Raw genomic sequence first — 25,903 nt, 5'->3', positions numbered from 1 at the left:
ACTTTTGTCTCCCGTAGCGGGTCTTTTTTATTGGAAAAAAGCTGGCCGCGTAGAAAGGGTGTCTTTGTCCCTTGAAAGTCTTAGTGAGCAAGGATCACAGCCAGGGAGTCTGTTGACCTTAACGGCTCATCGGGATGAAGTGATCCAATTAAAACAAAATTTTCCACTAAAATCAGCCAATTGAGATATAATAATCAAGCGAATAAAAATCCCCCTAAATGGTGGTGGGGGATTCGGTCGTTTTTTTGCTTGGTTTAGTCGTCGTTAACCAGTGACAGCAGGAGTCTTTGTTTGTGCTTTTGGCACCTGTGGCTGGTATTCTTTGAGACTAGGGAAGAGAAAATGGTTTTCTTCAACGTATTGTGCACCGAATAAACCTTTCTCTGCCCAAAAATATCTATCTGTGGTGTGTTCATTTCGTCTTACAATAAGTAAGGCCGGCGGTTGTATCCCAATTTCATGGATATATTTCCTAGCGGCAGTAACTGGTTTATCTTCGCCGCTTTCGATATTATACTGGGGTACAAGCTCGAGAATTTTCCGGCCTTCCTGGCGACGACGACTTTTACGTTTGCGCTTTCTTGCCAACCCGTTTACCTCCTGTTTCGACTACACACTGTAGTCATAGTTACAAAATCCGAGGTCATTATATCTGTTTAATTTTGAAAAATCAAGCATTGCTTACATAATTCTTTAATTTTCATAATCTTCTCTAAACGAGACCATGCTTTCAATTGAGCCACTTATATCAACTTCATCCTCTGGTCTGATGTTACAAAAGTTTATTTTTTGTTACAAAAGTTAATATAATCTTTTTTATTGCGTTATGTTTTCTGCTACTGCCAGCCTACCCAATCCCAGTCAAGATTTTATCGCTTTATGTCAATCTCAAGTGATGCTGTTAGGGAATACGTTACAAGCAGACTGGAGTGGCGTGTATTTAACCTCAGAAGAACAAGGACAAGCGGTTAACTTAATTCCTGTGGTGATCTATCCTTTGAAAGAAACAGCAGAAAGATCATCAGATAGACAAATTGAGTTGACAGAGGGAAAAGAGGAGGTAACTTTATCTAACCTGTCCACGTCTTTGCCGAGGGATCTGAGTCGCTCATTAATTATCCCAGAAAATGAACCCATTGATTCAAAAGATTATCAGATCGTGTTACCGTTGGTTTATCAAGAAGTGGTCTTAGGGGTGTTAGTCACGCGACGAGATACTGTTCCCTGGAAACCAGAGGAATTTAATCAGGTGGCAAAAATAGCTGATACATTAGCCATTGCACGGTTATTAGATCAACGTCAAGGGTGGTATCAAAAACAACTGCAACAACAAAAATTAGAGCAACAACAACAACGCGATCGCCTGGATGATTTATTTCATCAGTTACGCAACCCCTTAACTGCTTTAAAGGTGTTTGGTAAGTTATTACTTAAGGGTTTAGGCGCAGACGAGCAGAGTCGTTCTATTGTTAATAATATAGTACGAGAAGGGGAGCATTTGCAAGAATTAATTAAGGAGTTTGAAAGTCATCAAAAGGGGATGGTAGATGAGACGGATATTATTACATTAAATAGCGATCCTGTGGCGATTCCTGATAGCTTATCTCCCTCTTTACCCCCATCTAATGGGTTAGAATTAAGTCCCATTAAGGTTTGGGATATCTTAGAAACGGTGATCATGTCTGCTGCGTCTATTGCTGAGAATAAAGGGATTGATTTACAAGTAGAAAAGTCTGATCATTTAGATGCGGTACTGGGGAATAAATCAGCCTTAAGAGAAGTATTGAGTAATTTAATTGATAATAGTATTAAATATACTCCTAAATTTGGGGAAGTCAAGATAAAATTGGGCTTATCTAAAGTGATTAATGAGCAACAATATCAAGGAATTTTAATTGAAGATACGGGTTATGGTATTCCCATCGAAGATCAAAAACGTATTTTTGAGCGACATTATCGAGGAATTCAAGAAAATAGTCAGATTGATGGCAGTGGTTTAGGGTTAGCTATTGTTAAAGAATTAGTAACACAAATGGGAGGATTAATTGAGTTGTCTAGTCCTATTCATTTAGAAAATAATACAGGAACTCGGTTTATCCTGTGGCTACTTAATCATTAACTGGTCAATGGTCACTGATCACTGTTATATTAAAGGTAATAAATTGATTTAAGTTCTTACTATGACTCAAACTGCTGATAGTTCAACCCTGAAATATGGAGAACGGGAAATTGAAGAAGGGAAATTAATTACCTTTCCTAATCCTCGTATTGGTCGTTATTATACCATTAATATTACCTTACCAGAGTTTACTTGTAAATGTCCATTTTCGGGATATCCTGACTTTGCAACCTTACATTTAACTTATGTACCGAATGAAAAAGTTGTAGAGTTAAAAGCCATTAAATTGTATATTAATCGTTACCGCGATCGCTATATTTCCCATGAGGAGTCTGTTAACCAAATTTTAGATGATTTTGTGGCAGCTTGTGACCCTTTAGAAGTAACATTAAAGGGTGATTTTAATCCGAGAGGGAATGTTCATACTGTGGTTGAAGTGCATCATAAAAAAGATAATTAAAACATAAAAACGGTAGGGTGGGTTAGACCAGTTTAATCTAGGTTATAATAACATTTTCATCAAATTGGACTACCGATGGGGATATGGTAGGGGTCAACGGCCGTTGACCCCTACGAAACTGTGTAGCCATACTAACAGAAATTGAGATAATAAGAACATAATCATCCATCGTAACCCACCCTTTTTTATTAGACAGCGAAGCTGTTTTAATTAAAGTTGACGCTGAAGAGCAACATCAACAATAATATTAGTATCAATTAATATTTTCATAGGTTATGTTTTTCCTTTAACTGACATCTTGCACGCCTTACAAATTAACTCAATAGAAAAACAAAAACAATCAATTCTCAGACAGTTAGAGTCAAAATAAACCCCTACACCCTACACCCTACACCCCACACCCTTTCACTACTAGCCAATTTTAAACAAGATGCAAGATGTGAGTTTAATGCTTCCCATTTGGCTTGATTGTTCCTAAATTATATCTTAGTTCAACCCCTAGAAAAATTATCACTTCTCATTCATTTTATTGAGCATAAAAGCAGGGCATTTTCTCCCCCAACCCCGCACTGATTGGATCGTCGATATTGACACCCTCAAACAACGCAAAGACCGATCCAACGTTATTGTCATCGACTCACGAGACAGCGATCGCTATAGAGGAGAACGAGAACCCATCGATCCCATTGCCGGCCATATTCAAGGGGCAGTTAATTCTCCTTGGAAGCGTGTTACTGATGAAAAAGGGTTTATTCTACCTGAAGCTGAACAAAAAGGCTTATGGGACGATTTTTCGGGGTCTGAAGAGATCATCGTTTATTGCGGTTCAGGGGTCACTGCTTGTGTCAATCTTTTATCAATGGAATCAGTGGGAATGAAGGGAGCAAAATTATATCCTGGGGGTTGGAGTGATTGGTGTTCCTACCTAGTTGAAAATTAATTCCTTAGATTCACTTAAATAGAATCTATCCTACAAACTGGTAAACTTTTAAGGTAAAATTTTAGTTAAGTAACCTTATTAATTTAAACAATTAAGCTACTTATCTATTTCTTTTTTTCTATTTATACTTAGGTCTTAATTTTATGGATGCTACGAATACTTGTATGTGTCAGAAAGAGCGTCTTTCTATATTTGTTGATGGCAATAATATGTTCTATGCACAACAAAAAAATGGCTGGTTTTTTGATCCTAGGCGAGTTCTAGACTATTTTACCAATGATCCTCATGTTTCTTTAATTAATGCTTTTTGGTACACCGGTTTAAAAGATTCTCAAGATCAAAGAGGGTTTCGTGATGCCTTAATTAGCTTAGGATATACGGTAAGAACTAAAATTTTAAAAGAATATTATGATGATACTTCAGGAAGATATTCTCAAAAAGCTAATCTTGATATTGAAATTGTCGTAGATATGTTTAATACGGTTGAGCAATACGATCGCGTTATTCTGTTTAGTGGAGATGGAGATTTTGAACGGGCCATTGAATTATTACGGTCAAAAAATACCCATATTACGGTTGTTTCTACGGAAGGGATGATTGCTAGGGAATTACGAAATGCTACGGATCGTTATATTGACTTAAATGATATTAAAGATAGTATAGAAAAGCAAGATTACTGACTGACGGATTATTATGGAGTCTCCCAAGCAGAAACGTAGAAAAACCATCGCCAGAAAAGTTGATGATGAAGTCGAAAAAATCATCTATAAAGTCATGACAAATGAGGGCTTAGAGCGAACTATTGCTAGAGCCGTAATTAGAGGATTAATTGGTTTAATTCGACGGTATTTTTGGTTGGCTGCCGTCGGTGTCTTACTAGTATTAATTTTACAATCAATTTTAATTAGTTTATCCCTTAAATTTATTTTAGGATTGAATTAAATTATGAAGTCGGATCGCAGCGAATTTCTACCATGAAACCATCGGGATCATAAAAATAAATTCCTCTTCCTGTGGGGCGACTAACCGGACCGTGATCGATGATCACCTGATTCTTTTTTAAGACTTCTACAGCGTGATCAAATAAGTCAGCATCGATATGAAAAGCTAAATGATTGGCTCTGGTAAATTGTTGTTTAGGATCATCATTGGGAGGTAATAAATCAGGTTCCCCAAACAAGTCTAAAATCAAACCATCAGGGGTAATAAAATTCGCCACTTTTCCTTGGGCAACTAACTCTTTTAAGGTACTAGGCACCTCATCACCGGTTAATTCATGGAGTCCCAAAATATTACCATAAAAGTGACGAGACGCTGTCATATTTTTCACATTCAAAGCAATATGATGAACTCGTTTTAAGGTGCCGATATTTAATCCTTGATTGGTCTGAGTGGGTTGAACTGCCATAAAAAACGAGACAAGATAACGATAACTTCTATGATAACGAATTCTTTTTAAGTTGCACCCTACTGGATGCTAGTTTAAGAGACATCTTGCTCATACTAATTCATCTAGATAGCCTTTCTCACTCCTATAAGATATCTATTCACTTTCTTATGATCGCCTAAACTTAGAAAAATGTGGAGGAGATAAGAGACATCAAACAACAACTAAAGACAGATTAATTAACTATTTCGGTGACGCTCCCCCTACACTAATTCCCGTGTGGAAAATTTGTGCCTCATCGATGGTTAAAGCGATCATAGATGCGCCAGCGACATCAACATCATAAACCATCGCTTTAGTCAGGTTAACGTTGTCGAGAATGCTATCATTAAGACTAGCATTGGTTAACATAGAAGCAGTAAGGTTGGCTCCTTCTAAGTTAGCACCGGTAAGGTCTGCCCCTTCGAGGTTAGCTTCGACCAGAATAGCTCCTTCTAGGTTAGCATCTCGTAAGTCCACCCCGATTAAATGGGCAGCGGTTAGATCAGCCCCAGATAAGTCACAACCTTGACATTCTCTGGTTGATAATAACTGTTCGATATGATCAGGATTAGCTGCTTGGACTTCCTGGGTTAATAAGAAAGGGCTAAGCAGTCCGACAATGGCAAGAATTGACGATTTCATGGCTTGTCTCCACCAAATAAATTGATAATAGCCTATTATGAAAATATTGACGGAATTGGTCAATAGTGGGTTCCCAAAATTAAAGGCTAAATTTATCATATTTTTTTACTTTTTTTTACGAGAATTTACGGTTGACATCCCCTCGAAGTTTGATAAATTGATTTTTTAAAATTGATAAAATAATTAATATTAAATACCTTTAAACATAAAAAAAAACAAAGCTTTTTCAGGATTAGGTATTTTCTGTTTTAGAATTTGTTAATCAACTTAAATATAGGAAGATTCAGATGATAGAAAAAGATGTCAGTATCGATATTGCGACTTATATTGATCATTCCTTACTCAAACCCACTGCAACCCCAGAAGACATAGAAAAATGTTGTAATGAAGCGCAATATTTTGGCTTTCCTACCATTTGTATTTATCCTAGTGCAGTGTCCCAAGCGGTTAAATTACTTCATAATCAAAAGATTGCAGTTTGTACGGTTATCGGCTTTCCCACAGGGGCAAATACGTCCGCTGTGAAACTATATGAAGCCCAAGAAGCCACAGAAAATGGTGCCACAGAACTGGATGTTATGCTTAATTTAGGACAGATTAAAGCAGGAAATTCTGAAGCCATTTATAATGAAATTTCAGCTATTTGTGAAGCGACGGGACAAACGATTAAAGTGATTTTAGAAACCAATTTATTAACGGATACAGAAAAGCGTTTAGCAGCAGAAATTTGTATGGATGCAGGGGCAAACTATCTCAAAACCAGTAGCGGATGGTTTGGGGGGGCAACAGTGTCTGATGTGCGTTTTCTTAATAATATATCTCAAGGTAGAGTCGGCATTAAAGCATCAGGGGGCATCAAAACCTTAGAACAAGCTTATGCTTTCATCGAAGCAGGGGCAACCCGTTTAGGAACGTCTCATGGAGTGGCTTTAGTTCAGAGTCAAAATGGATAATCTTTTCATTTCATTGATTATCTTATTAGGGGTATTTATTCAAAGTCTTTCTGGGTTTGGGTTGGGGTTAGTGGTGATGCCTTTACTAACCTTAATGATTAATGTTAGGGTGGCTTCACCGTTAATGAATTTAATTGCTTTATTAACGTTATTGATTATCTCTCTTTATTATCGAAAAAAGTTAGAAGTCAGAGCAATTTTAGGATTAATTATTGCTTCGAGTTTAGCCATTCCTTTTGGGGTTTATTTCCTGAAGCATCTTAATCAAACGGTTATGTTAATGCTTTTAGGAATCGTGGTGTTAGGATATGCTATCTACTCCCTTTTAGAGTTACCCTTACCGATGATTCGTTCCCAGAACTGGGGTTACGGCTTTGCTTTTTTCTCAGGCTTATTATCAGGGGCTTATAATACGGGGGGGCCTCCGATTGTTATTTACGGGAGTTGTTGCCGCTGGACACCCGAACAGTTTAAAAGTAATTTGAATTTCTTCTTTTTTTGTAATGTGATTATTGTTTTAATTAATCATTTTTTACAAGGGAATTTTACCCCAGAAGTTCTGCAACTGTTTCTGAGAAACATTCCAATTATTTTTATGGGTTTAGTTTTAGGATTCTTTTTATCTAGTAGAGTTAATTTATTATTGTTTCGTAAATTAGTTTTAATGGTATTAGTTATAGCAGGGTCACAGTTAATTATTAAAGTTATCTTGACCGATCATTAACCTCATAAGGTGGGCATTGCCCACCCTACATTTAATAGTGTTGAGGGACTTATTTAACCCCTAATAATTCCACATCAAAGATTAAGGTTGCATTGGGGGGAATGACACGACCGGCACCCCTGGTACCATAACCCAAGTCAGAAGGAATGATTAAGATGCGTTGTCCACCGACTTTCATCGAAGCGACGCCTTCATCCCATCCCTTGATCACTTGTCCGACACCAATTTTAAAAGAAAAGGGTTGGTTGCGATCGCGGGAACTGTCAAACTTTTTGCCATTTTCCAGGGTTCCGGTGTAGTGGACGGTAACCGTTTGTCCCTGGGTTGGACTTTCTCCGTCTCCTTCTTTAACATCGATATATTTGAGGCCAGACTCGGTGGTAACAGCGTTTTCTAGGTCCATATCGGTGATTTCTTTATTATTGATATTTAAAGCCATTAAGGTATCTTTGGTGATGTCGGGGGTATTTTCCGAGGCCATGGCCGTTTCTTTGTTGGAGTTACCAAAAATAAAACTAAACAGTAACAATAAACTAAAAGCAGCAATAATCCCGAAACTAATGAGAATTTCCCGCATGGATCGTTTTTTCCCTTTACTAACTGTCTTTAACGCCATAATTTGTTTTCTAAGTCCCTAACTTGTCGTTCTAAGCGATCGATTCTCCCGCGTAACTCATCCATTTCATTTTGACGGGGAACCCCTAAGTCTCGCAACATATTACGTAGTTGACGTTCCATGTTGTTTTCAAAGTTACCTTGACCGGTTTTGATCTGGTCCATGATATCGTCGACGAAACCCTGGGCCTGATCTGGGTTAATTTTACCTTCTTTGACCCATTCTTCGCTGACTTCTTTTAATTTTTCGGCGGCTAGTGAGGTTGTACCAATGCCCATGAGAACTAGCTGTTTAATCCAGTCAGTATCGTTTCTGTTGTTTCTATCTTCTTTCATAATAGTAACTTTTGGGGTTATTTTATCTTCTTTCTTAATCTAGCAAATAATTGAGCTTAATCTTTAGGAGGGTTTCATGGTATTAAACCCCTACAATCTGTCGGTTTTATTAATCTGCGATCGCTTGTTGCTTTTCTCCAAAAACTGTGTTACTCTAAAAATAGAAAGTTATTATGGAAAAATACTGCGTCTACTAGATTGTTTTCCTAGATTGTGAATGAAGGTAAATGATTCATGGGTCAGTGATCCAAGATTTTCACAATAATATTCACGACAAGGATAAAGTATATTTTAATGCTTTATCGATTTTTTCATCGGGTAAGTAACCAATAATACGATAAATAGCGGCTGTTTCAACAGTTGCTAGATTATCGGTCATTACTACTGAGTCACTTAATAACCCTGAGTTTTTTCCTAGTAAAGAATTGAGTAAAATAGTAACACGACTAGGATGATTTGCACGGGACATATTACTGGTTATCATAGCTATAATTACTTGAGATAAACCTGTATTGAGATTATCAGCTTGTATAATAACAGCAGGTCTTGTTTTTGCGGTCTTTAAATCAGAATTAGGAAATAGTACCAGTACAACGTCACAGCGTTTCAAGGTTAGCTTTGTTTTGTTCATAATTATCATAGATACTCATTTCTGGACTATTCCAATCATCAGCAAACGTTGTTAAATGATTTCGCAATTTTTGAGCATCTTCTTCACTTATTCCTTGGGATGATAAATTAATATCGTCATCAGAAACAAATGTTACAATAACTGCTGTTCCTTCTTTAATATTAGGGGGATATTCATTGAGCTTTATCTCACCATTAATATAGGTTCCTGTTACACTGTTTAACATAGGATTTAATTTTGTTTTTTTGATGATTGTTTAAGTAAGTCTTCTAATTTTTGCATATCCTCATCGCTGTTTGTTCCTGTTACTCTAGTTACTCCGGGTTCACTTCGCATTCTATCCATATAAATTCTTAATGCTTCGTTATCTTCTCGATGGGAAAGCACATATTGTCGTAATTCTTGAGGAGATATTTGATAAAAGTCAGGTTTATGGTTCATTGTCAAATTCCCAGTTTCTTTGTGCATCAATAATGAGGTTTATGGTGTCACCTGCGATGATATAAATCTCTTTTCTTTGTTGATCATAACGAAAAAGATGAATATCTAGGTAAAAATTAGATAAGGTTTGACACATCCTTATACAAGATAACATTTGTTCGGGGGTGGGAATCATTAATTTTTACAGGTGTTGCATTCAACTTTGTAGGGGCATAATAGTATTATGCCCAATGTTTATATTTTGGTTATAATCTTGGGGAATAGGTTTCATGGTTGGGTGAGTTTAATCTGTGAGGTGGGTTTAATGGGTTTAACAATGGTATGTGTTTAATGGTTCGTTGTTTAAATATTCCTATCCCATGAACCCCTTTTAAACCCTCAGCAACCTGTCGAATATATGTTAATGCTTCTGCTTCTAATAATGTTCCTTTTTTCTTCATCAAATCCTCAATATTGTCCCCAGGAATATACTCCATGACAATACAAGGAAAACGACTATCCGGAACGAAACCAATACAATTAACAATATGAGGAAAACTATGACATTTTGCTAAATTAATCGCTTCGTCAGCAAAATCTCTACGAATTTTATCCAGAAAATTTTTAGGAATTTCTTCTTCATTAATGGTCTTAATAACCACATCATTTCCTTTACTATCCTGACCTAAATAAGTTAAGCCAAAACCCCCGTCCCCTATTGCTTTTTCAATGGTATAGCGACCATTATCTAACTGGTGTCCAGCATTCCAACCTGTCATGACAAATAGAGCGAAACTTTAATAGTTACCCTCCATTGTAGGCATTTTTTCCCCAAAATTGAGTAATATCAAGGTTCCCAGACATTTTTTATTTTTAACCAAAAATCTTAATGTTTTCTTTAGATGTGGCATTTTTTGACTCACAAAATCGAGTATAGTATACCCCGAAAAAAATAATCAAAAATGTGTTATTATAAAAATCGAAGATATGTTAGGCGTTTTCTATCCAAAAACGTACTATAGATTTTGTTAGTCAGCGATCGCCAACTGCAGTCATAGAGTCAAAAGACTTTAACCGAGCATTCGTTCAATTAATTTGTCTAAATTGGGTAGACGTTTACTAATCGCTAAAATATCAGTCCAACCGGCAGGAGACTTAAGAACTGCTTGAGAAAAGGTTTTTAATGAATTGATGCTATTTTCAATTTTACTGAATTGCCATCGGGCATTTTGATCAAGGGTTCTCATATTAAATAATAGATAATCTTGACTCAGATCCTCTAGAATTTTCTCTGATGGGATAAACCGATTCAAATACTTGGGATCATATTCTAAGATCAGCATCACTACTCCATTATTGAGTAAGCTTTTCATTCCTTCTAAAACTTGAAAGTCACTGCCTTCAGCATCAATTTTAACCAATAAAGGAGAAGTAATTTGCTGTTGTTTAATATAGTCTTCAAGTCTTGCACTTTCTACCACCTGACACGAAGCTAACTGTAAGTCAGGATAAAATTGACGCAGATCCTGAACACTATTGCATTCTGAATGCTCTGACATACTTTTAATCACTAGGGGATAATTTTTGTCACTAATGGCAATTTTTTCGGGTTGAATAATATCAGAAACTTGATTGATTTTAGTGTTGTGTTGAAAGAGTTCGTAAACAAAACCGGGTTCAAAGGAAATAATAGGATTTTTTTGACCATATTTTTTAAAAAATTTAGCGGCAGGGATAGCGGTATTTCCGTAATTCGCCCCAATATCAATAAAGACAAAATCAATATCATTGAGCCACAAATGTAAAAAAAGAATGTGCTTTAATTCATATTCATGAAGATGAGGATCATTTAATGATAATTGATTGTAATCTTGTAATATATCACCGCTATTAAGATAAGATTGGTTAAAGTCTTCAGCCGTTGGTGTATAATTTTTAATGACTAAAGGTTCAGGGGAACGAGAAATCCACTGATAAGAAATGTCTTGGGTGTACCAGAAATAAAGAGAACCATAGTAACGAATTAGATCAACTTCTTTGAGTACCGAATATTTATAGAGTTCCTGTAATCTTTTTACTTCTTGCTGATGTTGTGCTACCGTATTTTCTAGTCGATTAATTTTGTCGTTAAGTTCAATAATTTTGAATGCTTGTTCTTGTTGTAAAATAGATTCAAGATGGTTAATTCTATCATGAATTCCTCTAATACCCAATGCTTTTTTAAGTTGATTTTTTAACTGAGTGGGGAGAAATTGTTTAACCATATTAATAATCTACTTGTTAATTAAACTATTATTGAGAATTAGTTTATCTTAACACAGAATCTACCCTAAATTTAATGGTGTTATAAAAACTGTTTCTTTAAAAACTCCTGTTAAGATAATCCTTAACAGGAGTTTATTTATACCCTAGATACTATCTTGAACTGCTGAGGGTTGTCAGCAGTTTGTTGTATTATTGAACCACTTTTTCTCGATCTTTTTGAGCTAAGAATTTTTCTAACTCTGTCAACGCATCCGCATCTACTTTTGTTTGCATGGGACAGAATTTAGGTCCGCACATCGAACAAAATTCAGCCGTTTTGTAAATATCGGCCGGCAAGGTTTCATCATGATATTCTTTCGCCCGCTCCGGATCTAAAGATAGCTCAAACTGACGATTCCAATCGAAATTATAACGCGCTTTCGACAGTTCATCATCTCTATCTCTGGCCCCTGGACGATGACGGGCAATATCGGCGGCGTGTGCCGCTATTTTATAAGCAATTAAGCCATTTCTCACGTCTTCTGCATCCGGCAACCCTAAATGCTCTTTGGGAGTGACATAACATAACATGGCTGTGCCATACCAACCGGCCATGGCCGCACCGATCGCCGAGGTAATATGATCATAACCTGGAGCAATATCTGTCACCAAAGGACCTAACACATAGAAAGGTGCTTCCGAACACTCTTCCATCTGCTTTTTCACGTTAAACTCAATTTGATCCATGGGTACGTGGCCCGGTCCTTCGACCATCACCTGTACATCATGTTCCCAAGCGCGACGGGTGAGTTGTCCCAAGGTTTTCAACTCGGCCAGTTGGGCCTCATCAGAGGCATCATGGGTACAACCCGGACGTAAGGAGTCCCCTAAGCTAAAGGAAACATCATATTTCTTGAATATTTCGATAATTTCATCAAAATGGGTATAAAGGGGGTTTTGCTTATGATGGTGTAACATCCAACGGGCAATAATACCACCCCCACGAGAGACAATACCGGTTAAACGACTTCTCACTAAGGGCAGGTGTTCGATTAAAATACCGGCATGGATGGTCATATAGTCCACCCCTTGTTGAGCGTGTTTTTCGATAATATGTAGAAAATCATCCCCTGTGAGGTTTTCGATGTTGCCGTGGACGCTTTCTAACGCTTGATAAATGGGAACCGTACCGATAGGGACAGGAGACGCTTTAATGACAGCACTACGAATACTGTCTAAGTCTCCTCCACCGGTGGATAGGTCCATGACGGTATCAGCACCATATTTAACGGCTAGATTGAGTTTAGCCACTTCTTCATCTAGGTTAGATGAGTTAGGAGAAGCACCAATATTGGCATTGACCTTACACTTAGAAGCAATGCCAATACACATTGGTTCTAAGTTAGTATGGTTGATGTTGGCGGGGATAATCATCCGTCCCCGTGCCACTTCTTCGCGAATTAATTCGGGGGGTAGGCTTTCCCGTTTGGCAACGTAGTCCATTTCTTCAGTAATAATGCCTTGACGGGCATAATACATCTGAGAGACATTACTTTGTCCCCGTCGCTTGGCAACCCATTGTGTTCTCATACTTTGATTCCTCTATAAACAGCTTCCCTACGCTGGTATTACCCAGTCTCAGGTTCTAAGGGTCTTTCTCAGCCTTATTCCACAGACACCCCTAGCTATGTATCATATTTTAGCATTAGTCTAACTTGCTTGATAAAACCGATACCAACCTGGTCAAGTAAAATAGGGAGGTGATAGTGATAAAATCCCAAGATAATATTTTAATATGACCAATACCGACAAAAAGTCTTCAAATATGATTAGATTAGGCCAGTTTATGAAATGGCAAAACTTAGTCCAAAGTGGTGGCGAAGCAAAAATAAGAATTCAAGGGGGAGAAGTCATGGTAAATGGTTGTATCGAAACAAGACGGGGACGACAATTAACCAGTGGAGATCGTGTTACCTTTAATGGTCAGAATTATGAAGTTAATCTTTAATTAATGGGGTACTTTTAATCAAAATAAGCGATCGCCCCGTTACTTTAACCTTAGAGATGGGAACCCTAAGTGTAACTCACTAATAACACAAAAGCATGGCACTAGGGTCCTTAGTACGTTCTACTGAAAATAGGTTAGGAATTGGAAAATTAACGAAGATTGAACAAGCATTAGCAACGGTTGAATATTTCTCGACTTTAGGACAACCCATCACCCAAACCCTCTCTCTTTCTTCTTTACGTCACGTCACACTGTCTCGTCAAACCCGATGTTATCTCTATCATGACGAAACTGAAACGTGGCAAATGGGTCGTATTTATGCCTGGGATGAAGAAAGACAGAAATATCAAGTGGATCTACCTAATAGTAACACTATTTTTGCCTCAGAAGCCCAAATTTATGTGCGTTGTCATCAACCCATTGCAGATCCTATTCATATCTTAGCCATAAAAGGACAAGAAACCCCTTATTTTCATAGTTTACGCAGCCCTTTGCTTAAGACAATAATAGAACAACGGGCCATTAGTCGAGGGATGACAGGGTTATTATCGGCCAATATTGAATTATTTCCCCATCAAGTGGAAGTCATCCGTCGGGTGTTAGAAGATCCCATACAACGCTATTTACTCACTGATGAGGTAGGTTTAGGCAAAACTGTCGAAGCTGGCGCAATTTTAAGACAATTTCTTCTGGATAACCCCACAGAGAAAGGTTTAATCTTAGTTCCTTCTCCTCTTTATTACCAATGGCAACAAGAGTTAGAATCAAAGTTTTATTTAGGGGATTTTTGGGACAGGATTAAGCTTATTTCGACAGAAGACAGTAAAAAGTTAGATAAATTATCTGATAACTATCATTTTCTCATTATAGATGAAGCACACCACATCGCAGCTATGGCTACATCTGAGGATCTGACTAAACGTTCCTATTTTGAAACCTGCCGAAAATTAGCCCATAAAGCGGAAAAATTACTGCTTTTGTCTGCTACTCCTGTTTTACACCATGAGAAAGACTTTTTAGCCATGTTACACCTCTTAGATCCCACTAGCTATGATTTAGAGGATCTTGATGGTTTTAAGGCGAAAATAGAGAAGCGACAAGACATAGGACGGCTTTTATTATCGTTTAAGGAGGGAATCGGAGGTTTTCGTCTGAAAAAAACGGTTAGTAAGCTAAAAACTCTGTTTAAGGAAGATAAAACCCTTTTAACCTGGATAGATGAGTTAGAAACGTCTATGCAAGTTAAGGATGAAGAGAGAGTAAATGAACAAATTAGGGTAATTCGGACTTATATTAGTGATACTTACCGATTACATCGCCGAATGTTGCGTAACCGTCGTGCTACGGTTGAGGATGTTATTTTTGACCGTAATGCTGTTCCTAAATTAGAATATGATTTAGATGAGCGTATGTATGCTATTCATGAATTGTTAGATGAATGGCGTATTACTGCACCTCATGATGTTAGTTATCAACGTATTTTTTCTTTACTGTTTCGTAGTAGTAATAGTTGGTTGGGGGTTTTACAAGCGGTTGTTGAAACTCGGTTAAATGAGGTTAGTTTTGTTAATTCTTCTTTAATTAAAGATATAGGAGAAAGAGATTATAATATTTTAAGAGAAACTCCTCTATTTGAAGAAGAGAAAGGCATTTTAGAGTCTATATTAAACATCTTAAAAACTCCTTCAGAAGACGGAGATAGGTTAGAGTTATTAAAACTTATTATCCTCTATTACTTGGCTGATATTCTAGATTTACAATCCTTTAAAGCCGACTTAGATAAACTAGAATATCGAGTTAAACAAAGAATTAATCGACCTTTTATCCAAGACAAGTTTCCTAAGCTAATTATTTTCACCAGTTTCTCCTTAACTGCTACAACTATTATCAATTATTTAGTAGATAAATTTGGTAAAGATGCTGTGGTTAGTCATAGGATAGAAGATAGTAAAGAAACCATTGAAAACAATTTGAATAAGTTTAAAAACAGTAATCAATGTTTTATTCTGGTTGCAGATAAATCAGGAGAGGAAGGAAAAAACTTGCAGTTTGTTGATGGGGTTATTCATTTTGACTTGCCTTTATCACCTAATCAACTAGAACAAAGATTAGGTAGAATAGATAGAATTGGAGGTAAAATTAAAGTAATTAGTTGGTTACTAGCAGGAATTGATACTGATGATAGTTTATCTGATGCTTGGTATCAACTGCTTAATGAAGGGTTTAATATTTTTAATCAATCTGTTGCTAGTTTACAATTTTATATTGATGTAAAATTATCTGAAATAGAAGAGTGGTTATTTAAATTGGGGGCTGATGGTATCAGAGATAATCTCAGTGTTATTATAGAAGAAATTGATGAAGAAAAAATCAAGATAAGCGAAGAAAATGCCCTTAATGAAATAGATAGCCTTTCTCAAACATCTTCAGATTATTTTAACAGGTTAGAAAGTTATGATGACAAACATAAAACCCTAGAAAAAGTTGTGGAAGGTTGGTTATGTAACGCCTTAAGATTTAAACAAGTTTATGATAATAATCTCTATGATGTAAGACACTATCAACCAACGAGAAACACCTTAGTATCTCCTCAAGAGTTAAAAACTTATTTTGCAGGACAAACACAGTTTGAGGGGGTTTATAACCGTCGTATAGCTAATAAATATACAGGGGTGCATCTCTATCGCATTGGACAACCATTAATGGATAAATTAGCTGATTATTTAAACTGGGATGATCGAGGAAAAACCTTTGCTATGTGGCGAAAAGATATTGCTTGGAGTTGTGAAGAAGGAGAAGAATGGTTAGGGTTTCGTTTTGATTATTTAATTGAAATAAACTGGCAGGAAATTAATTCAATTTTACAAGAATTTACTGCTTATCAAATTAACCAAAAAGCTTTACAACGTCAAGGGGATGCTTTATTTCCTCCAAGGGTTGAAACTATCTTTTTAGATCAAAACTTTGATACAGTAACCGATGAAAACTTGTTACACCTTTTAAAACGTCCTTATTACCGAAAAGGAGAAGAAAACCGTGACTACAACTTAGCTAAAAATAAGCTACCTATCTTAGATGAATTCATCGATCCCAGTCAATGGCAAACCTTCTGTTACAAAGCAAGAAAAACATCAGAAAAATTACTGAAAGAGTCTTCATGTTTCGTTGGAATGTGTCAGAAGGAAACAGAGTCTGCTACAGTAAAGTTAAGGAATAGGGTGCATCAACTACAGTCTCGTTACTCCCGTTTTCCTCAACCAAAATTATGGGATGAATTGCAACTAGAAACAGCATTACAAGAAGCTTTTGTCAAGGCAATTTCTCAGCCTTCTTTTAAATTAGATGCAGTGGGATTTATTATCGTTTCTGGACGTTCTCCTGTTCAATCTGATCCATAAATTGTTCTCTAACCCTAACTTTTTAAAATTATGATTAACTTAAAATATTACTCACACCATGACGGATACATTTGACCATCTAAAACAGTTAATTGAAGTAGGAAAATGGGGTAAAAGACTACCCGATAATTCTAAATTCAAAGAACCCTGTCATCAACGTTTATTTAACGCATTAAAGACAGTAGAAACAGACAACGAACCCACTCCTATAGAGTTAGTTGCTTTGATACGTCATTTTCTGAGACGAGAAGACGAAGACATCAATGGGGGAACCCCTCAAACCCTGAAAGTTCCCCGTTATTATCCTTATCCCGATGACAAAACCCTTTGGGAACGATGTGGAATCGCTATTTTAAAAGAAAATAACGATTATTTACTTATTTACGCCCAAAAATGGCAGTCTAAATGGTTAAATTACACGGAAACTCTCGAAACATCCGTATTTGCTGAAGAAAAACGACGCAACTATACTCCTATATCTGGCGATCGCTTTCTCTCCTTAGTGGGATTAGATGATTATCGCAGCATTGGACAGAGAGAAGCGATAAAAGCGGTATTAACAGCCCCTGAGAAGTCGACAACCGTCATAAACCTACCCACAGGGGCAGGAAAAAGCCTATGCGCCCAACTTCCGGCACTTTTAGCCTCAATACAAGGAGGTGTGACGGTTATTGTTGTCCCTACCACAGCTTTGGCCTTGGACCAAGAAAGGGCCTTATCTGCCCATCTTTCCCATCCTACTGCCTATTATGGAGATGAGTCTGAGGCAGGAAAACACAGGCGTAGGGAGATGCGTCAACGTATTCGTCAAGGAACACAGCGCATCGTCTTTACTTCCCCAGAAAGCCTGATTTACTCCTTATCTGCCTGTTTATACCAAGCTGCAAAACGGGGTTACTTACGTTATTTTGTCATCGATGAAGTCCACATGGTGGAACAGTGGGGGGAAGAGTTTCGCCCTGCTTTTCAGGAAATTCCAGGTTTAAGACGAGATTTACTCCGTTATACTTCTTTTAAAACGGTTTTACTCACTGCTACCCTCACAGAATCTTGTTTAGACACCTTAGAAACCCTATTTGGAGAACCTGGAGAGTTTCAAACCCTTTCGGCGGTTCAACTGCGTCCGGAACCGTCTTACTGGTTTAAGCGGTGTGAAACTGAGATAGAACGACAAAACAGACTATTAGAAGCGATTTATCATCTACCAAGACCTATTATCATCTACGGTTCCACCAAAGATGATGTCTATAGATGGGGTGACTTATTAACAAATGCAGGGTTAAGACGGTTTGCAGTGATGACGGGAGAAACCCCCACAAAAAAGCGATCGCAACTGATCCAACAGTGGAGAGAGAAAAGCATCGACATAGTGGTGGCCACCTCTGCGTTTGGGTTAGGGGTGGACCAGCAAGATGTTCGTTCGGTGATCCACGTTTGTATCCCTGAAACCATCGATCGCTTTTATCAGGAAGTGGGGAGAGGGGGACGAGACGGGAAAGCGTCCATTTCTTTGACCCTTTACACCAAGGATGACTACAAGATTGCAGGATCTTTAAACGAAAGGCGGAGTATTACCTTAGAAAGAGGACTGCAACGGTGGGAGAGTATGTTTAATGGCAAAATAAAGGAATCATCAGGGTTATATCGTGTTTCTTTACAGGTTCCTCCCTCAATGTCTGACGAAGATATTGATATGAATAGTCAACAAAACCGCAACTGGAACAGTCGAACCCTTACCCTCATGAGTCAAGCAGGGTTAATAGAAATGGACTGGAGACAACCCCCACAGCGTCACGACTACTCTTCAGAAGCAGAATATAAAAAAGCTTATGAAAATCATCAAAATTCCCGTATTATTCGTATAAAAAATGAATTTCACTTAAAAACTGAAACCTGGGAAAATTATGTTGAACCTATTCGTGAAAAACGTCGCCAAGAAAACACCCTTAACTTAGCTTTGATGAAAGAAGCGTTATGGGAACATCCTAAACGTTGTTTATCAGCGATTTTTCAAGAAGCTTATACTATTCCAGGGAAAAATGAACCAAAACGGAGAAAAAGTATTACTGTTTCCCCTGCTTGTGGGGGTTGTCCTTGGTGTCGTCAACAGCAGAAGCAGCCTTTTGCTTCTATTATGCCCCATCCTTCTCCTATTTGGAAAACCTGTGATTATTCTCTAGGCAATAAGTTAAGTAATATTCTAAAAAATGATAACTTACTCTTGATTTTCTATGATGTTTCTCAGACAAACGAGTTAAATAAATTAATACAATGGTTGATTGATCAGGGAGTTAACAATTTTGTTTCTACTATTCCTTTAAATATCTCTGTACCTAACAATAAAGTTATCTTTCTTTATGATGAATTTCAACCCATTAAAATGTATCCTGTTCCCACTGTTATTTATCATCCTCCTAACCAAAGTCTTCCTAAAAAGTATCTCAATGCTAATAAATTTAGTGTACCTCACATTATTTTATTACCCCATAATACCAAAGATCCTAATAGAAGCGATCGCCTTCTAATTAATGTGTTTAATGGACGTGGTTTTAACCTTAATGTTTTTTGCAAGGAGATGAATTTATGAGTGTTTTAAAACAACCTTTAGCCACCCCTAGTCGTTTTCAGGGAATTTATCGTTATTTACTGAATACTAAACAACAAAAAGAAAAAAAAGAAGTCTTTGGTAAGATGGTTTCTCCTGATGAGTTAGTTAAAAATAAACCATCAGAAAGACCTATGTTTGAATATTCTTTAATAGAAGCGATTAAATGTCAGCTATTAAAAGAGCAAAATAACGAGATTTCTATCAATAGTGATCTATCTGAAAAAGTTAGGAATAAAAAAACAGTAGAGTTAGAACTACCGAATACATTAACTGCTCTTTTCTTTGGTTCAAATAATGAATATGATGAAGATTTTGGGAGGGTTTGTGCTTGGTTTTTAGCGCAAAATATTTATGATCCTCCTAATACTTGGGAAAAAGTAGAACAAGCTGTACATGATCAAAAAGTTGACCAAACTTTGGGACTAAAAATGACAAATAGCACCCTCTATGGTCAAATGGATGATTGGATGTGTTATCTCGGTTTAGCATGGGGACATGGGTTAGATAAAAAGCGGATACTGGTTCCCGATCCAACGGTTTATATCAAAAGAAATCTTAATAACTTATTCAATGAAATAGAAGAAAAAGTATCTTTGAGAGAATTTATTTCTCGTCTTGCTAAAAAATGTCCTCTCTTTGAAACGGGACATTTTCGAGATAAAATTGAAGCAAATATTGGCAAAAGAGAAACCAATTATTTATCAACTTCTACTGCATTTGCTTTATTTCGACTACAAGATCAAGGGTATATTCAATTAATTCGAGAGTCCGATGGAGACTTAATGCTATTACCTAAAGCGCAAAATAAAATCGATGATAGTAGTCGAGTTTCTCACGTTATTTTTCAGGGTTTCAATAATTAATTTATTTTGATCCCCTGTAGAGGCGTTGTATACAACGTCTCTACAAGTTAACCCTATTTTATCCTCACACACCACTTAAATAAGGAATCAACATCATGACTTTTCACAATTATGTTTGCTGGAAAAGAGAAAATATTCAACCTATTCTTAATATAGAAGCAATACAACCAGAAGACCATATTTTCTTAGCAACTCATCATCCTTTGAAGATGAAAAAAAGTGAATCAATTCAAGGAGATGATGAAATAAGTTATACAGAAGAAGACTGTTTAAACGACTTTTTACAACCGGATGATTTTGCTTTTGTTCCCATTTTAGGACAATCAGGAACCGGAAAATCTCATTTAATCCGTTGGTTAGCTGCTAATATTCAATCAACAGAAAAACGCAAAGTTTTATTAATTCCCAAACTTGGAACTAACTTAAAAGATATTATTGGGATGATTTTAAATATTCCTGAATTAGAAGATGAAAAATTTGATGAATATCGTAAACGTTTAATTCAATCATCTAGTAGTTTAACGGAAACAGAAGCAAGGAAACAATTACTTAATCAATTAGCTGTCGCAGTAGGAGATAATGAAAGAAGAGATCATAGTCAATTAACAGAAGAAGAAGAATATCTAATAGAGAGTTTAGATTCTATTTTATATGATCCCTATTTTCGTAAAGAGTATTGGTTAAAAGATGAAGGGATTATTCATCGTCTTGTTACCCATACGTTAGGTTATCAAAATACCGTTGAAAATGTAGAAGAAAGAAGACAATTCAAAGTAGAGGATCTTCCTTCATCTATTTTAGATTTAGAGAAAGCTGGAGAAGAAGCTAGAGACTTCTATAGTTTTCTTGTTAGTGATGAGGACTTTAAAAAAGCAACAGTAAACTGGTTAAATCAACATTTAGATGAAGCAATAACCAAGGTTTTAAACTTAGGAAAAGAAGACTTACAAATACTAATGAGAGAAGTCAGAGAAACCTTATATAAAAAAGGAATTGAATTAGTTTTATTAATTGAAGATTTTGCTAAATTACAGGGGATAGATAGGGAAGTTTTAGAATCAGTTTTAGCGAGACCCCAACAAGCAACCAGTCAACCTTTATGCGCTATTCGTACTGCTTTAGCTTGTACAACAGGTTATTTTAATGGTTTAATTCAAAGCTTTGATACGATTCAACAAAGGGTCACTTTTAAAGTAAGTTTAGATGTAGGAGAAATTAGTGATCATTCTCTAGTTACAGAAGCAGATATTCAACAAATGGTGGCCAGATATTTAAACGCTGTTCGTCATCAAGACAGTGATTTAAAAAAATGGTTAGAAGACTACAAAAATGATGAAAATAATACAGAAATTCCTAACTTTTGTGAAGACTGTCAACACCGTCAAAACTGTCATCAAGGGTTTGGAAATATTAATGGAATGGGACTTTATCCCTTTACTCCCATCGCATTACAACAAATGAGAAAACGGGTTAATCCTGATAATTTTAATCCCCGTATTCTGCTGAAAGATGTTATAAAATATACCCTAGAAAATTCAATTGAAGACATACAAAACGGTTCTTTTCCTTCTCTTTCACTGCGAGAACATTTCGGAAAAATGCGCTTAAGTGCTATTATTCAAGATGATATAAAAAGTAAAGATCCTATACATTCCCAACGTCGTCAAACATTGATAGATTTATGGACAGATAGCGATAAAATATGTGACTTTTCTCCTGAAGTTCATACCGCTTTTAATCTTCCTCCTTTGGGAGTCGAAGTCATTGAAACAAAGATAACCTCTGTGGTTAAAGAAACAACCACAACCTATGAAGTTTCTTCGGATAGTTCAAAAAAACCAGAAATACCCGATAAATTAGCAGAAAAACTCAATATTTTAGATAACTGGAATAATCAAGGAATTCTCCCTCTTGAGGTAGAAAAGGATATCCGTGAGTTTGTTTATCCTGCGGTTTGTGAACATATTGAGTGGGACACAGAAATGCTAATTAAAGGTAGTTTTGCCAGTAATAGTTCTGTCTTTAAACAACGTAATGTTCAAGTTTATAGTCCCAGAATGAGAGGAGAAGGGGCTAATTATTCAGGAATTATGTTACAACTTCCTCTTAACCCAGATGATGATAACGAATTTCGAGAAACGGCCATTGCTTTTCAAGGAATACTACTGTTTAATCACTATAAACACTGGAACTTTGAAGACGGCGATCGCTATTTCCGAACCTATATAAAACACTTAGATCGCTGGAGTAACTACATTTTAGAACAGATTCGTCGTCGACCTCGTATCTCAGGAGAACTCTGGGACCCTGTTCCTGCAACCGTTGAACTCCTAGCGATCGCTTCTCAACTCTCTGGACTTCCTAATACGTCCATTGAAGCATCAATTAACTCTTTATTCCTAGATATTCCCGAACTTGATGATAATAATCGTAGTTCATCTTGGAAAGCATTACATAAAGTTTTTAAGAGCAATAAAAATAAATTAATGGAGATTTTAAACAGTTATATTGGTTGTACAAAAGGCAGTGTAAAAACCTTTCAAATTATTGATACTGTACAAATTCTTAAACCCCTGAAAGCAGTTCGTAAAAATTGGATACCTCAATGTGATATTCCTGATGATTTAAACAAAGAATATGAAGTCATCCAAAAAGTACGAAATAAAGTGGATGAATTGTTACCTAAAGCAATAGAAGAAGAAAGCGATCGCCAACTTGCTATTTATCAAGAATTGATAGCAGAATTGGGAGAAAATGTCAATAAAAAAGACGTTGTTGATTCAATCAAAGATGCTATAGAAAAAGCAAGAGAAGCAGGAGTTTATGGACAAAGAAGTGCAGAAAAATTAGAGGAAATTGTCGTTAATTTTAACAAAAAAAGATTAACTAATTATCTTGAAATAATGGCAAAAGTAAAAACAGAAAAAGAATTATCAAATAGTTCTTCTAACAAACTACTTTCTCTATTAAGTGAAAACTATAGTGAAGTGATAGCAGTTTCTAGTCAATTTCTAGAAGAAAGTAATAAGTTTTTAGATCAGTCTTTAAACTCAGTTGAAGATGAAATTAATCGATTAACATCAGGAGAAAATGGAAACTCAATTGACACTATTACCCAATCAATCGAAAAGAATTTACTTGAATTCGAAAAATTCCTCATTGAAATTCGTGACTTCTAATCATTAATTATCAATTTCTATCAATTACAAAACAAAGAGGACAAAATTATGCTACTAGAAAAATCTAAACAACTCATTAAATTATCTCAACAAAAAATAGACCTACAAAAATATGCAAAAAATCAACAAGGATTTAAGTCAAGAGAAGAACAAATCAAAGAATATTATCAACAAATTTTGGAAATTGTTGAACCCTTACGTTTATTTGAAAACAAAGGACTAATTCAAGGAGATTATGAACCAGTTGTCAAAAATTTATTATATTTAGTACAATTAACTATCAAAGAATATCAACAAGATCCTGAATGGATAATAAAAAACTTTGAAAGTGCTAAATATAAATCTAGTATTAAGGGATTAACTTCTACCATAGAAAAACAACTATTAGAAACTTGGCAAAACTATTTAAAACGAAAACTTCCTAGTACCAACCCTGAATTACTCAATATATTGGATCAAATTAATGAATTTAAACCAACCATTCATAGAATTTATCAGTTAGAAAGACAGATTTCCTCAGAAAACTTCCCCAAATATAAAGAAGAATTTGACCACATCGAGAACTTAATTCAACAATTAAATGAGACTTGGAATACATTAAATGCTGAAAATGTTCCCGATGAAGTTTTAAGGTTTCTCCAAGCAGCAGGTAGTAATACAGGAGCATTCTTAAACCAATTAACTCCTACTGTTGACGCTTGGATTAAAGAGCATCATCTGACCAATGCACTACGAATTCGCTTGAATTAAAGGACTGAGTTACCCCAATTCTAGAAGTTGGGGTATTCTTAATTACAACAAAATTAACGAAAGGTTAACAGTGATGAGGTTTCTTGAGTTACAGTGACAGAAGACTTATTTTTTGTAGACAATAAGGTTAACCATTGAGTTGTCAAAAGCCGAGGAACTAACAAGCAAAATAAACTATTTAACCCTAACATTAACCACAATTGGAGATCGCTCATTTCCATAGATAAAACCCGATTGCTTTTCTAATCTCTTTTGATTCTTAATCACATTATCCCCGATATTTTGGAAAAGATAAAGGAGACTAACGTTTAATTTTCTTGTTAGATAGATAAGTTTTTCTGACGTTACAAAACATTAAGTCTCGACCCCTCTTGAATTCAATAAAACTTTACGTTTTTTTCTAGCAATTTCTTGTAAGTCAATAATGCGATCGGTTTCATCAACAATTTCTCCTGTTAATACTTCTAAAACATCCTCTAAGGTTACCACTCCTGCAACCCCTCCATATTCATCTAAAACCACCATTAAATGTTCACGATTATCTTGAAATGTCTTCAGTAATTTATCAGCTTTAATGGTTTCAGGAACATAATGAACTTGACGAAGTAACTGATTAACTTTTTGATGGCCTTTGCCTCTAATAATAGCTGCTAGGAGTTCATCTTTTAGACAATATCCTACCACTTGGTCTACCGATTCTTCAATAACTAAAATACGAGTATGTTCAGAAGTAATAATTTCATCTTGAGACTCAATTAACGTCGAATTACCTTCTAAAAAAGTAACAATTACCCTCGGAGTCATCAACTCTGCAGCGGTTAAGTCATTTAGTTGAAAAACCCGTTGAATCATCTCTGCTTCATCATCTTCGATTACCCCTTCTTTATAACCAATCATAGTTAAAAAACGGATTTCTGCTTCGTTGGTGGTTGGTAACTTTCGTCGTTGGGTAAAAGGTGAAGTAATTTGTTCCATTAACCAAACTAAAGGGGTAAAAATCACTGTCAAAAATTGCACAGGAATTGCAATAGTTAAAGCAATAGGTTCAGAATATCGTTCCCCAATAGTTTTAGGAATAATTTCAGCACAAACAATAATCAAGAAAGTTAAAACACTAGAAAATAGACCTAACCAAGCATCCCCTAAAACCTCGGCTGCTAAACTTCCGATAACAATACTTCCTACAATATTAAAGATATTATTGAGGATAACAATGGTAGCAATTGGACGATTCATCTTGCTACGAATTGACTGTAAAACAACTGCTGCTGGTTTTTTAGAGTGAGCTAATTGTTTAACCCTGACTCGTGAAACTGAAAATAATGCTGTTTCTGCACAGGAACAAATTCCTGATCCAATCAAAACAATTAAAACGACAAAGATAATGTTTAACATAACAATTTGATTAAATACAATTTTCTATAATTTTATCCCGAATCATCAAAGCAGTTGCAGGAGCTAATAAAACCCCATTACGATAATGACCAGTAGCTAATAAAACATGAGGATAGTTAGGAACTTCTTTAATAATAGGGGCTGGTTCTCCATTCGGCCGAGGACGTTTTCCTGACCAACTGTTTATAA

The 25,903-nt window shown here is 36.1% G+C and carries 28 protein-coding genes, 1 pseudogene and 1 riboswitch; of the genes and pseudogenes, 14 read left to right on the top strand and 15 right to left on the bottom strand.

The features are described 5' to 3' along the window. On the top strand, positions 1 to 184 hold a 184-nt coding region (locus C4E06_RS14385), incomplete at its 5' end, for a cofactor assembly of complex C subunit B (RefSeq protein ID WP_157951159.1). Between the two features lie 80 nt (positions 185 to 264). Here C4E06_RS14385 and C4E06_RS14380 read toward each other — a convergent pair. Next, positions 265 to 588, bottom strand: coding sequence for a DUF3155 domain-containing protein (locus C4E06_RS14380; protein WP_008273172.1), 324 nt, complete (start codon positions 586 to 588; stop codon positions 265 to 267). A gap of 238 nt (positions 589 to 826) precedes the next feature. Here C4E06_RS14380 and C4E06_RS14375 point away from each other — a divergent pair, with 238 nt between their 5' ends. The 5 genes and pseudogenes from C4E06_RS14375 (at position 827) to C4E06_RS14355 (ending at position 4,461) form a co-directional block, all read left to right on the top strand. Further along, positions 827 to 2,119, top strand: a complete 1,293-nt coding sequence (locus C4E06_RS14375; RefSeq protein ID WP_107668692.1) for a HAMP domain-containing sensor histidine kinase — start codon at positions 827 to 829, stop codon at positions 2,117 to 2,119. A 61-nt stretch (positions 2,120 to 2,180) separates the two neighbouring features. Further along, complete coding sequence (gene queF, locus C4E06_RS14370; protein ID WP_107668691.1) at positions 2,181 to 2,579, top strand: preQ(1) synthase; 399 nt, start codon at positions 2,181 to 2,183, stop codon at positions 2,577 to 2,579. Between the two features lie 538 nt (positions 2,580 to 3,117). After that, positions 3,118 to 3,519, top strand: a pseudogene (locus C4E06_RS14365) (sulfurtransferase); the annotation flags it as partial. A gap of 143 nt (positions 3,520 to 3,662) precedes the next feature. Then, positions 3,663 to 4,199, top strand: coding sequence for an NYN domain-containing protein (locus tag C4E06_RS14360; RefSeq protein WP_035798230.1), 537 nt, complete (start codon positions 3,663 to 3,665; stop codon positions 4,197 to 4,199). A 13-nt stretch (positions 4,200 to 4,212) separates the two neighbouring features. Further along, positions 4,213 to 4,461: a hypothetical protein gene (locus tag C4E06_RS14355; RefSeq protein ID WP_107668690.1), complete on the top strand. Its 249-nt coding sequence runs from the start codon at positions 4,213 to 4,215 to the stop codon at positions 4,459 to 4,461. Position 4,462: 1 nt separating this feature from the next. Here C4E06_RS14355 and C4E06_RS14350 read toward each other — a convergent pair whose 3' ends face one another. Both C4E06_RS14350 and C4E06_RS14345 read right to left on the bottom strand, forming a co-directional pair. After that, a complete protein-coding gene (locus tag C4E06_RS14350) occupies positions 4,463 to 4,927 on the bottom strand; it encodes a VOC family protein (protein WP_107668689.1) in 465 nt (154 codons plus the stop codon). 222 nt (positions 4,928 to 5,149) lie between these two features. Next, positions 5,150 to 5,590: a pentapeptide repeat-containing protein gene (locus tag C4E06_RS14345; protein WP_107668694.1), complete on the bottom strand. Its 441-nt coding sequence runs from the start codon at positions 5,588 to 5,590 to the stop codon at positions 5,150 to 5,152. A 287-nt stretch (positions 5,591 to 5,877) separates the two neighbouring features. Between C4E06_RS14345 and deoC the strand changes: the two genes are divergently transcribed. Together deoC and C4E06_RS14335 are read left to right on the top strand one after the other, a co-directional pair. Further along, the gene (gene deoC, locus C4E06_RS14340) at positions 5,878 to 6,543 is read left to right on the top strand and encodes a deoxyribose-phosphate aldolase (protein WP_107668688.1); all 666 of its coding nucleotides are present in this window, start codon (positions 5,878 to 5,880) and stop codon (positions 6,541 to 6,543) included. Next, positions 6,536 to 7,267, top strand: coding sequence for a sulfite exporter TauE/SafE family protein (locus C4E06_RS14335; protein WP_107668687.1), 732 nt, complete (start codon positions 6,536 to 6,538; stop codon positions 7,265 to 7,267). Before deoC ends, C4E06_RS14335 begins: the two co-directional genes overlap by 8 nt. Before the next feature lie 49 nt (positions 7,268 to 7,316). On the opposite strand, the gene C4E06_RS14330 is transcribed toward C4E06_RS14335, so the two are convergent. From C4E06_RS14330 to thiC, 9 genes are all read right to left on the bottom strand, one after another. Next, positions 7,317 to 7,883: an FKBP-type peptidyl-prolyl cis-trans isomerase gene (locus C4E06_RS14330; protein ID WP_339377224.1), complete on the bottom strand. Its 567-nt coding sequence runs from the start codon at positions 7,881 to 7,883 to the stop codon at positions 7,317 to 7,319. Continuing rightward, complete coding sequence (locus C4E06_RS14325) at positions 7,874 to 8,218, bottom strand: phasin family protein (protein ID WP_107668686.1); 345 nt, start codon at positions 8,216 to 8,218, stop codon at positions 7,874 to 7,876. Before C4E06_RS14325 ends, C4E06_RS14330 begins: the two co-directional genes overlap by 10 nt. A gap of 268 nt (positions 8,219 to 8,486) precedes the next feature. After that, complete coding sequence (locus C4E06_RS14320; protein ID WP_198648691.1) at positions 8,487 to 8,849, bottom strand: type II toxin-antitoxin system PemK/MazF family toxin; 363 nt, start codon at positions 8,847 to 8,849, stop codon at positions 8,487 to 8,489. After that, positions 8,815 to 9,075: a hypothetical protein gene (locus C4E06_RS14315; RefSeq protein WP_107668684.1), complete on the bottom strand. Its 261-nt coding sequence runs from the start codon at positions 9,073 to 9,075 to the stop codon at positions 8,815 to 8,817. The genes C4E06_RS14320 and C4E06_RS14315 overlap by 35 nt, the downstream gene beginning before the upstream one ends. 5 nt (positions 9,076 to 9,080) lie before the next feature. Further along, complete coding sequence (locus C4E06_RS14310) at positions 9,081 to 9,290, bottom strand: hypothetical protein (RefSeq protein ID WP_107668683.1); 210 nt, start codon at positions 9,288 to 9,290, stop codon at positions 9,081 to 9,083. Beyond that, positions 9,280 to 9,465 carry a hypothetical protein gene (locus C4E06_RS14305; RefSeq protein WP_107668682.1) on the bottom strand — a complete coding sequence of 62 codons (186 nt, stop codon included), beginning with the start codon at positions 9,463 to 9,465 and terminating at the stop codon, positions 9,280 to 9,282. Before C4E06_RS14305 ends, C4E06_RS14310 begins: the two co-directional genes overlap by 11 nt. A gap of 70 nt (positions 9,466 to 9,535) precedes the next feature. Next, positions 9,536 to 10,048: a protein kinase gene (locus tag C4E06_RS14300; RefSeq protein ID WP_107668681.1), complete on the bottom strand. Its 513-nt coding sequence runs from the start codon at positions 10,046 to 10,048 to the stop codon at positions 9,536 to 9,538. Positions 10,049 to 10,339: 291 nt separating this feature from the next. Next, complete coding sequence (locus C4E06_RS14295; protein WP_107668680.1) at positions 10,340 to 11,533, bottom strand: FkbM family methyltransferase; 1,194 nt, start codon at positions 11,531 to 11,533, stop codon at positions 10,340 to 10,342. A gap of 190 nt (positions 11,534 to 11,723) precedes the next feature. After that, on the bottom strand, positions 11,724 to 13,103 hold the full coding sequence (thiC, locus tag C4E06_RS14290) for a phosphomethylpyrimidine synthase (RefSeq protein ID WP_107668679.1): 1,380 nt from the start codon (positions 13,101 to 13,103) through the stop codon (positions 11,724 to 11,726). Positions 13,104 to 13,110: 7 nt separating this feature from the next. Next, a riboswitch (TPP riboswitch) is annotated at positions 13,111 to 13,206 on the bottom strand. Between the two features lie 102 nt (positions 13,207 to 13,308). Between thiC and C4E06_RS14285 the strand changes: the two genes are divergently transcribed. The 6 genes from C4E06_RS14285 (at position 13,309) to C4E06_RS14260 (ending at position 24,319) form a co-directional block, all read left to right on the top strand. After that, positions 13,309 to 13,521, top strand: coding sequence for an RNA-binding S4 domain-containing protein (locus C4E06_RS14285; RefSeq protein ID WP_107668678.1), 213 nt, complete (start codon positions 13,309 to 13,311; stop codon positions 13,519 to 13,521). A gap of 95 nt (positions 13,522 to 13,616) precedes the next feature. Then, positions 13,617 to 16,919, top strand: a complete 3,303-nt coding sequence (dpdE, locus tag C4E06_RS14280) for a protein DpdE (RefSeq protein ID WP_107668677.1) — start codon at positions 13,617 to 13,619, stop codon at positions 16,917 to 16,919. Between the two features lie 58 nt (positions 16,920 to 16,977). Next, on the top strand, positions 16,978 to 19,506 hold the full coding sequence (gene dpdF / locus C4E06_RS14275) for a protein DpdF (RefSeq protein ID WP_107668676.1): 2,529 nt from the start codon (positions 16,978 to 16,980) through the stop codon (positions 19,504 to 19,506). Then, positions 19,503 to 20,390, top strand: coding sequence for a protein DpdG (gene dpdG, locus C4E06_RS14270; RefSeq protein WP_107668675.1), 888 nt, complete (start codon positions 19,503 to 19,505; stop codon positions 20,388 to 20,390). The genes dpdF and dpdG overlap by 4 nt, the downstream gene beginning before the upstream one ends. Positions 20,391 to 20,485: 95 nt before the next feature. Then, positions 20,486 to 23,569, top strand: coding sequence for a protein DpdH (gene dpdH / locus C4E06_RS14265; protein WP_107668674.1), 3,084 nt, complete (start codon positions 20,486 to 20,488; stop codon positions 23,567 to 23,569). A 48-nt stretch (positions 23,570 to 23,617) separates the two neighbouring features. Further along, complete coding sequence (locus C4E06_RS14260; RefSeq protein WP_107668673.1) at positions 23,618 to 24,319, top strand: hypothetical protein; 702 nt, start codon at positions 23,618 to 23,620, stop codon at positions 24,317 to 24,319. A 53-nt stretch (positions 24,320 to 24,372) separates the two neighbouring features. Here the strand turns inward: C4E06_RS14260 and C4E06_RS27340 are convergent, their stop codons facing one another. The 3 genes from C4E06_RS27340 to C4E06_RS14250 all read right to left on the bottom strand — a co-directional run. Continuing rightward, a complete protein-coding gene (locus tag C4E06_RS27340) occupies positions 24,373 to 24,540 on the bottom strand; it encodes a hypothetical protein (protein WP_157951158.1) in 168 nt (55 codons plus the stop codon). A 133-nt stretch (positions 24,541 to 24,673) separates the two neighbouring features. Next, entirely contained in the window at positions 24,674 to 25,714 is a 1,041-nt protein-coding gene (locus C4E06_RS14255; RefSeq protein ID WP_107668672.1) for a hemolysin family protein, read from the bottom strand. 10 nt (positions 25,715 to 25,724) lie between these two features. Continuing rightward, on the bottom strand, positions 25,725 to 25,903 hold a 179-nt coding region (locus C4E06_RS14250; protein WP_157951157.1), incomplete at its 5' end, for an FAD-dependent oxidoreductase.

This window comes from Cyanothece sp. BG0011 (assembly GCF_003013815.1).
Lineage (GTDB): Bacteria > Cyanobacteriota > Cyanobacteriia > Cyanobacteriales > Microcystaceae > Crocosphaera.
This window is presented reverse-complemented; position numbering and strand designations above follow the sequence as displayed.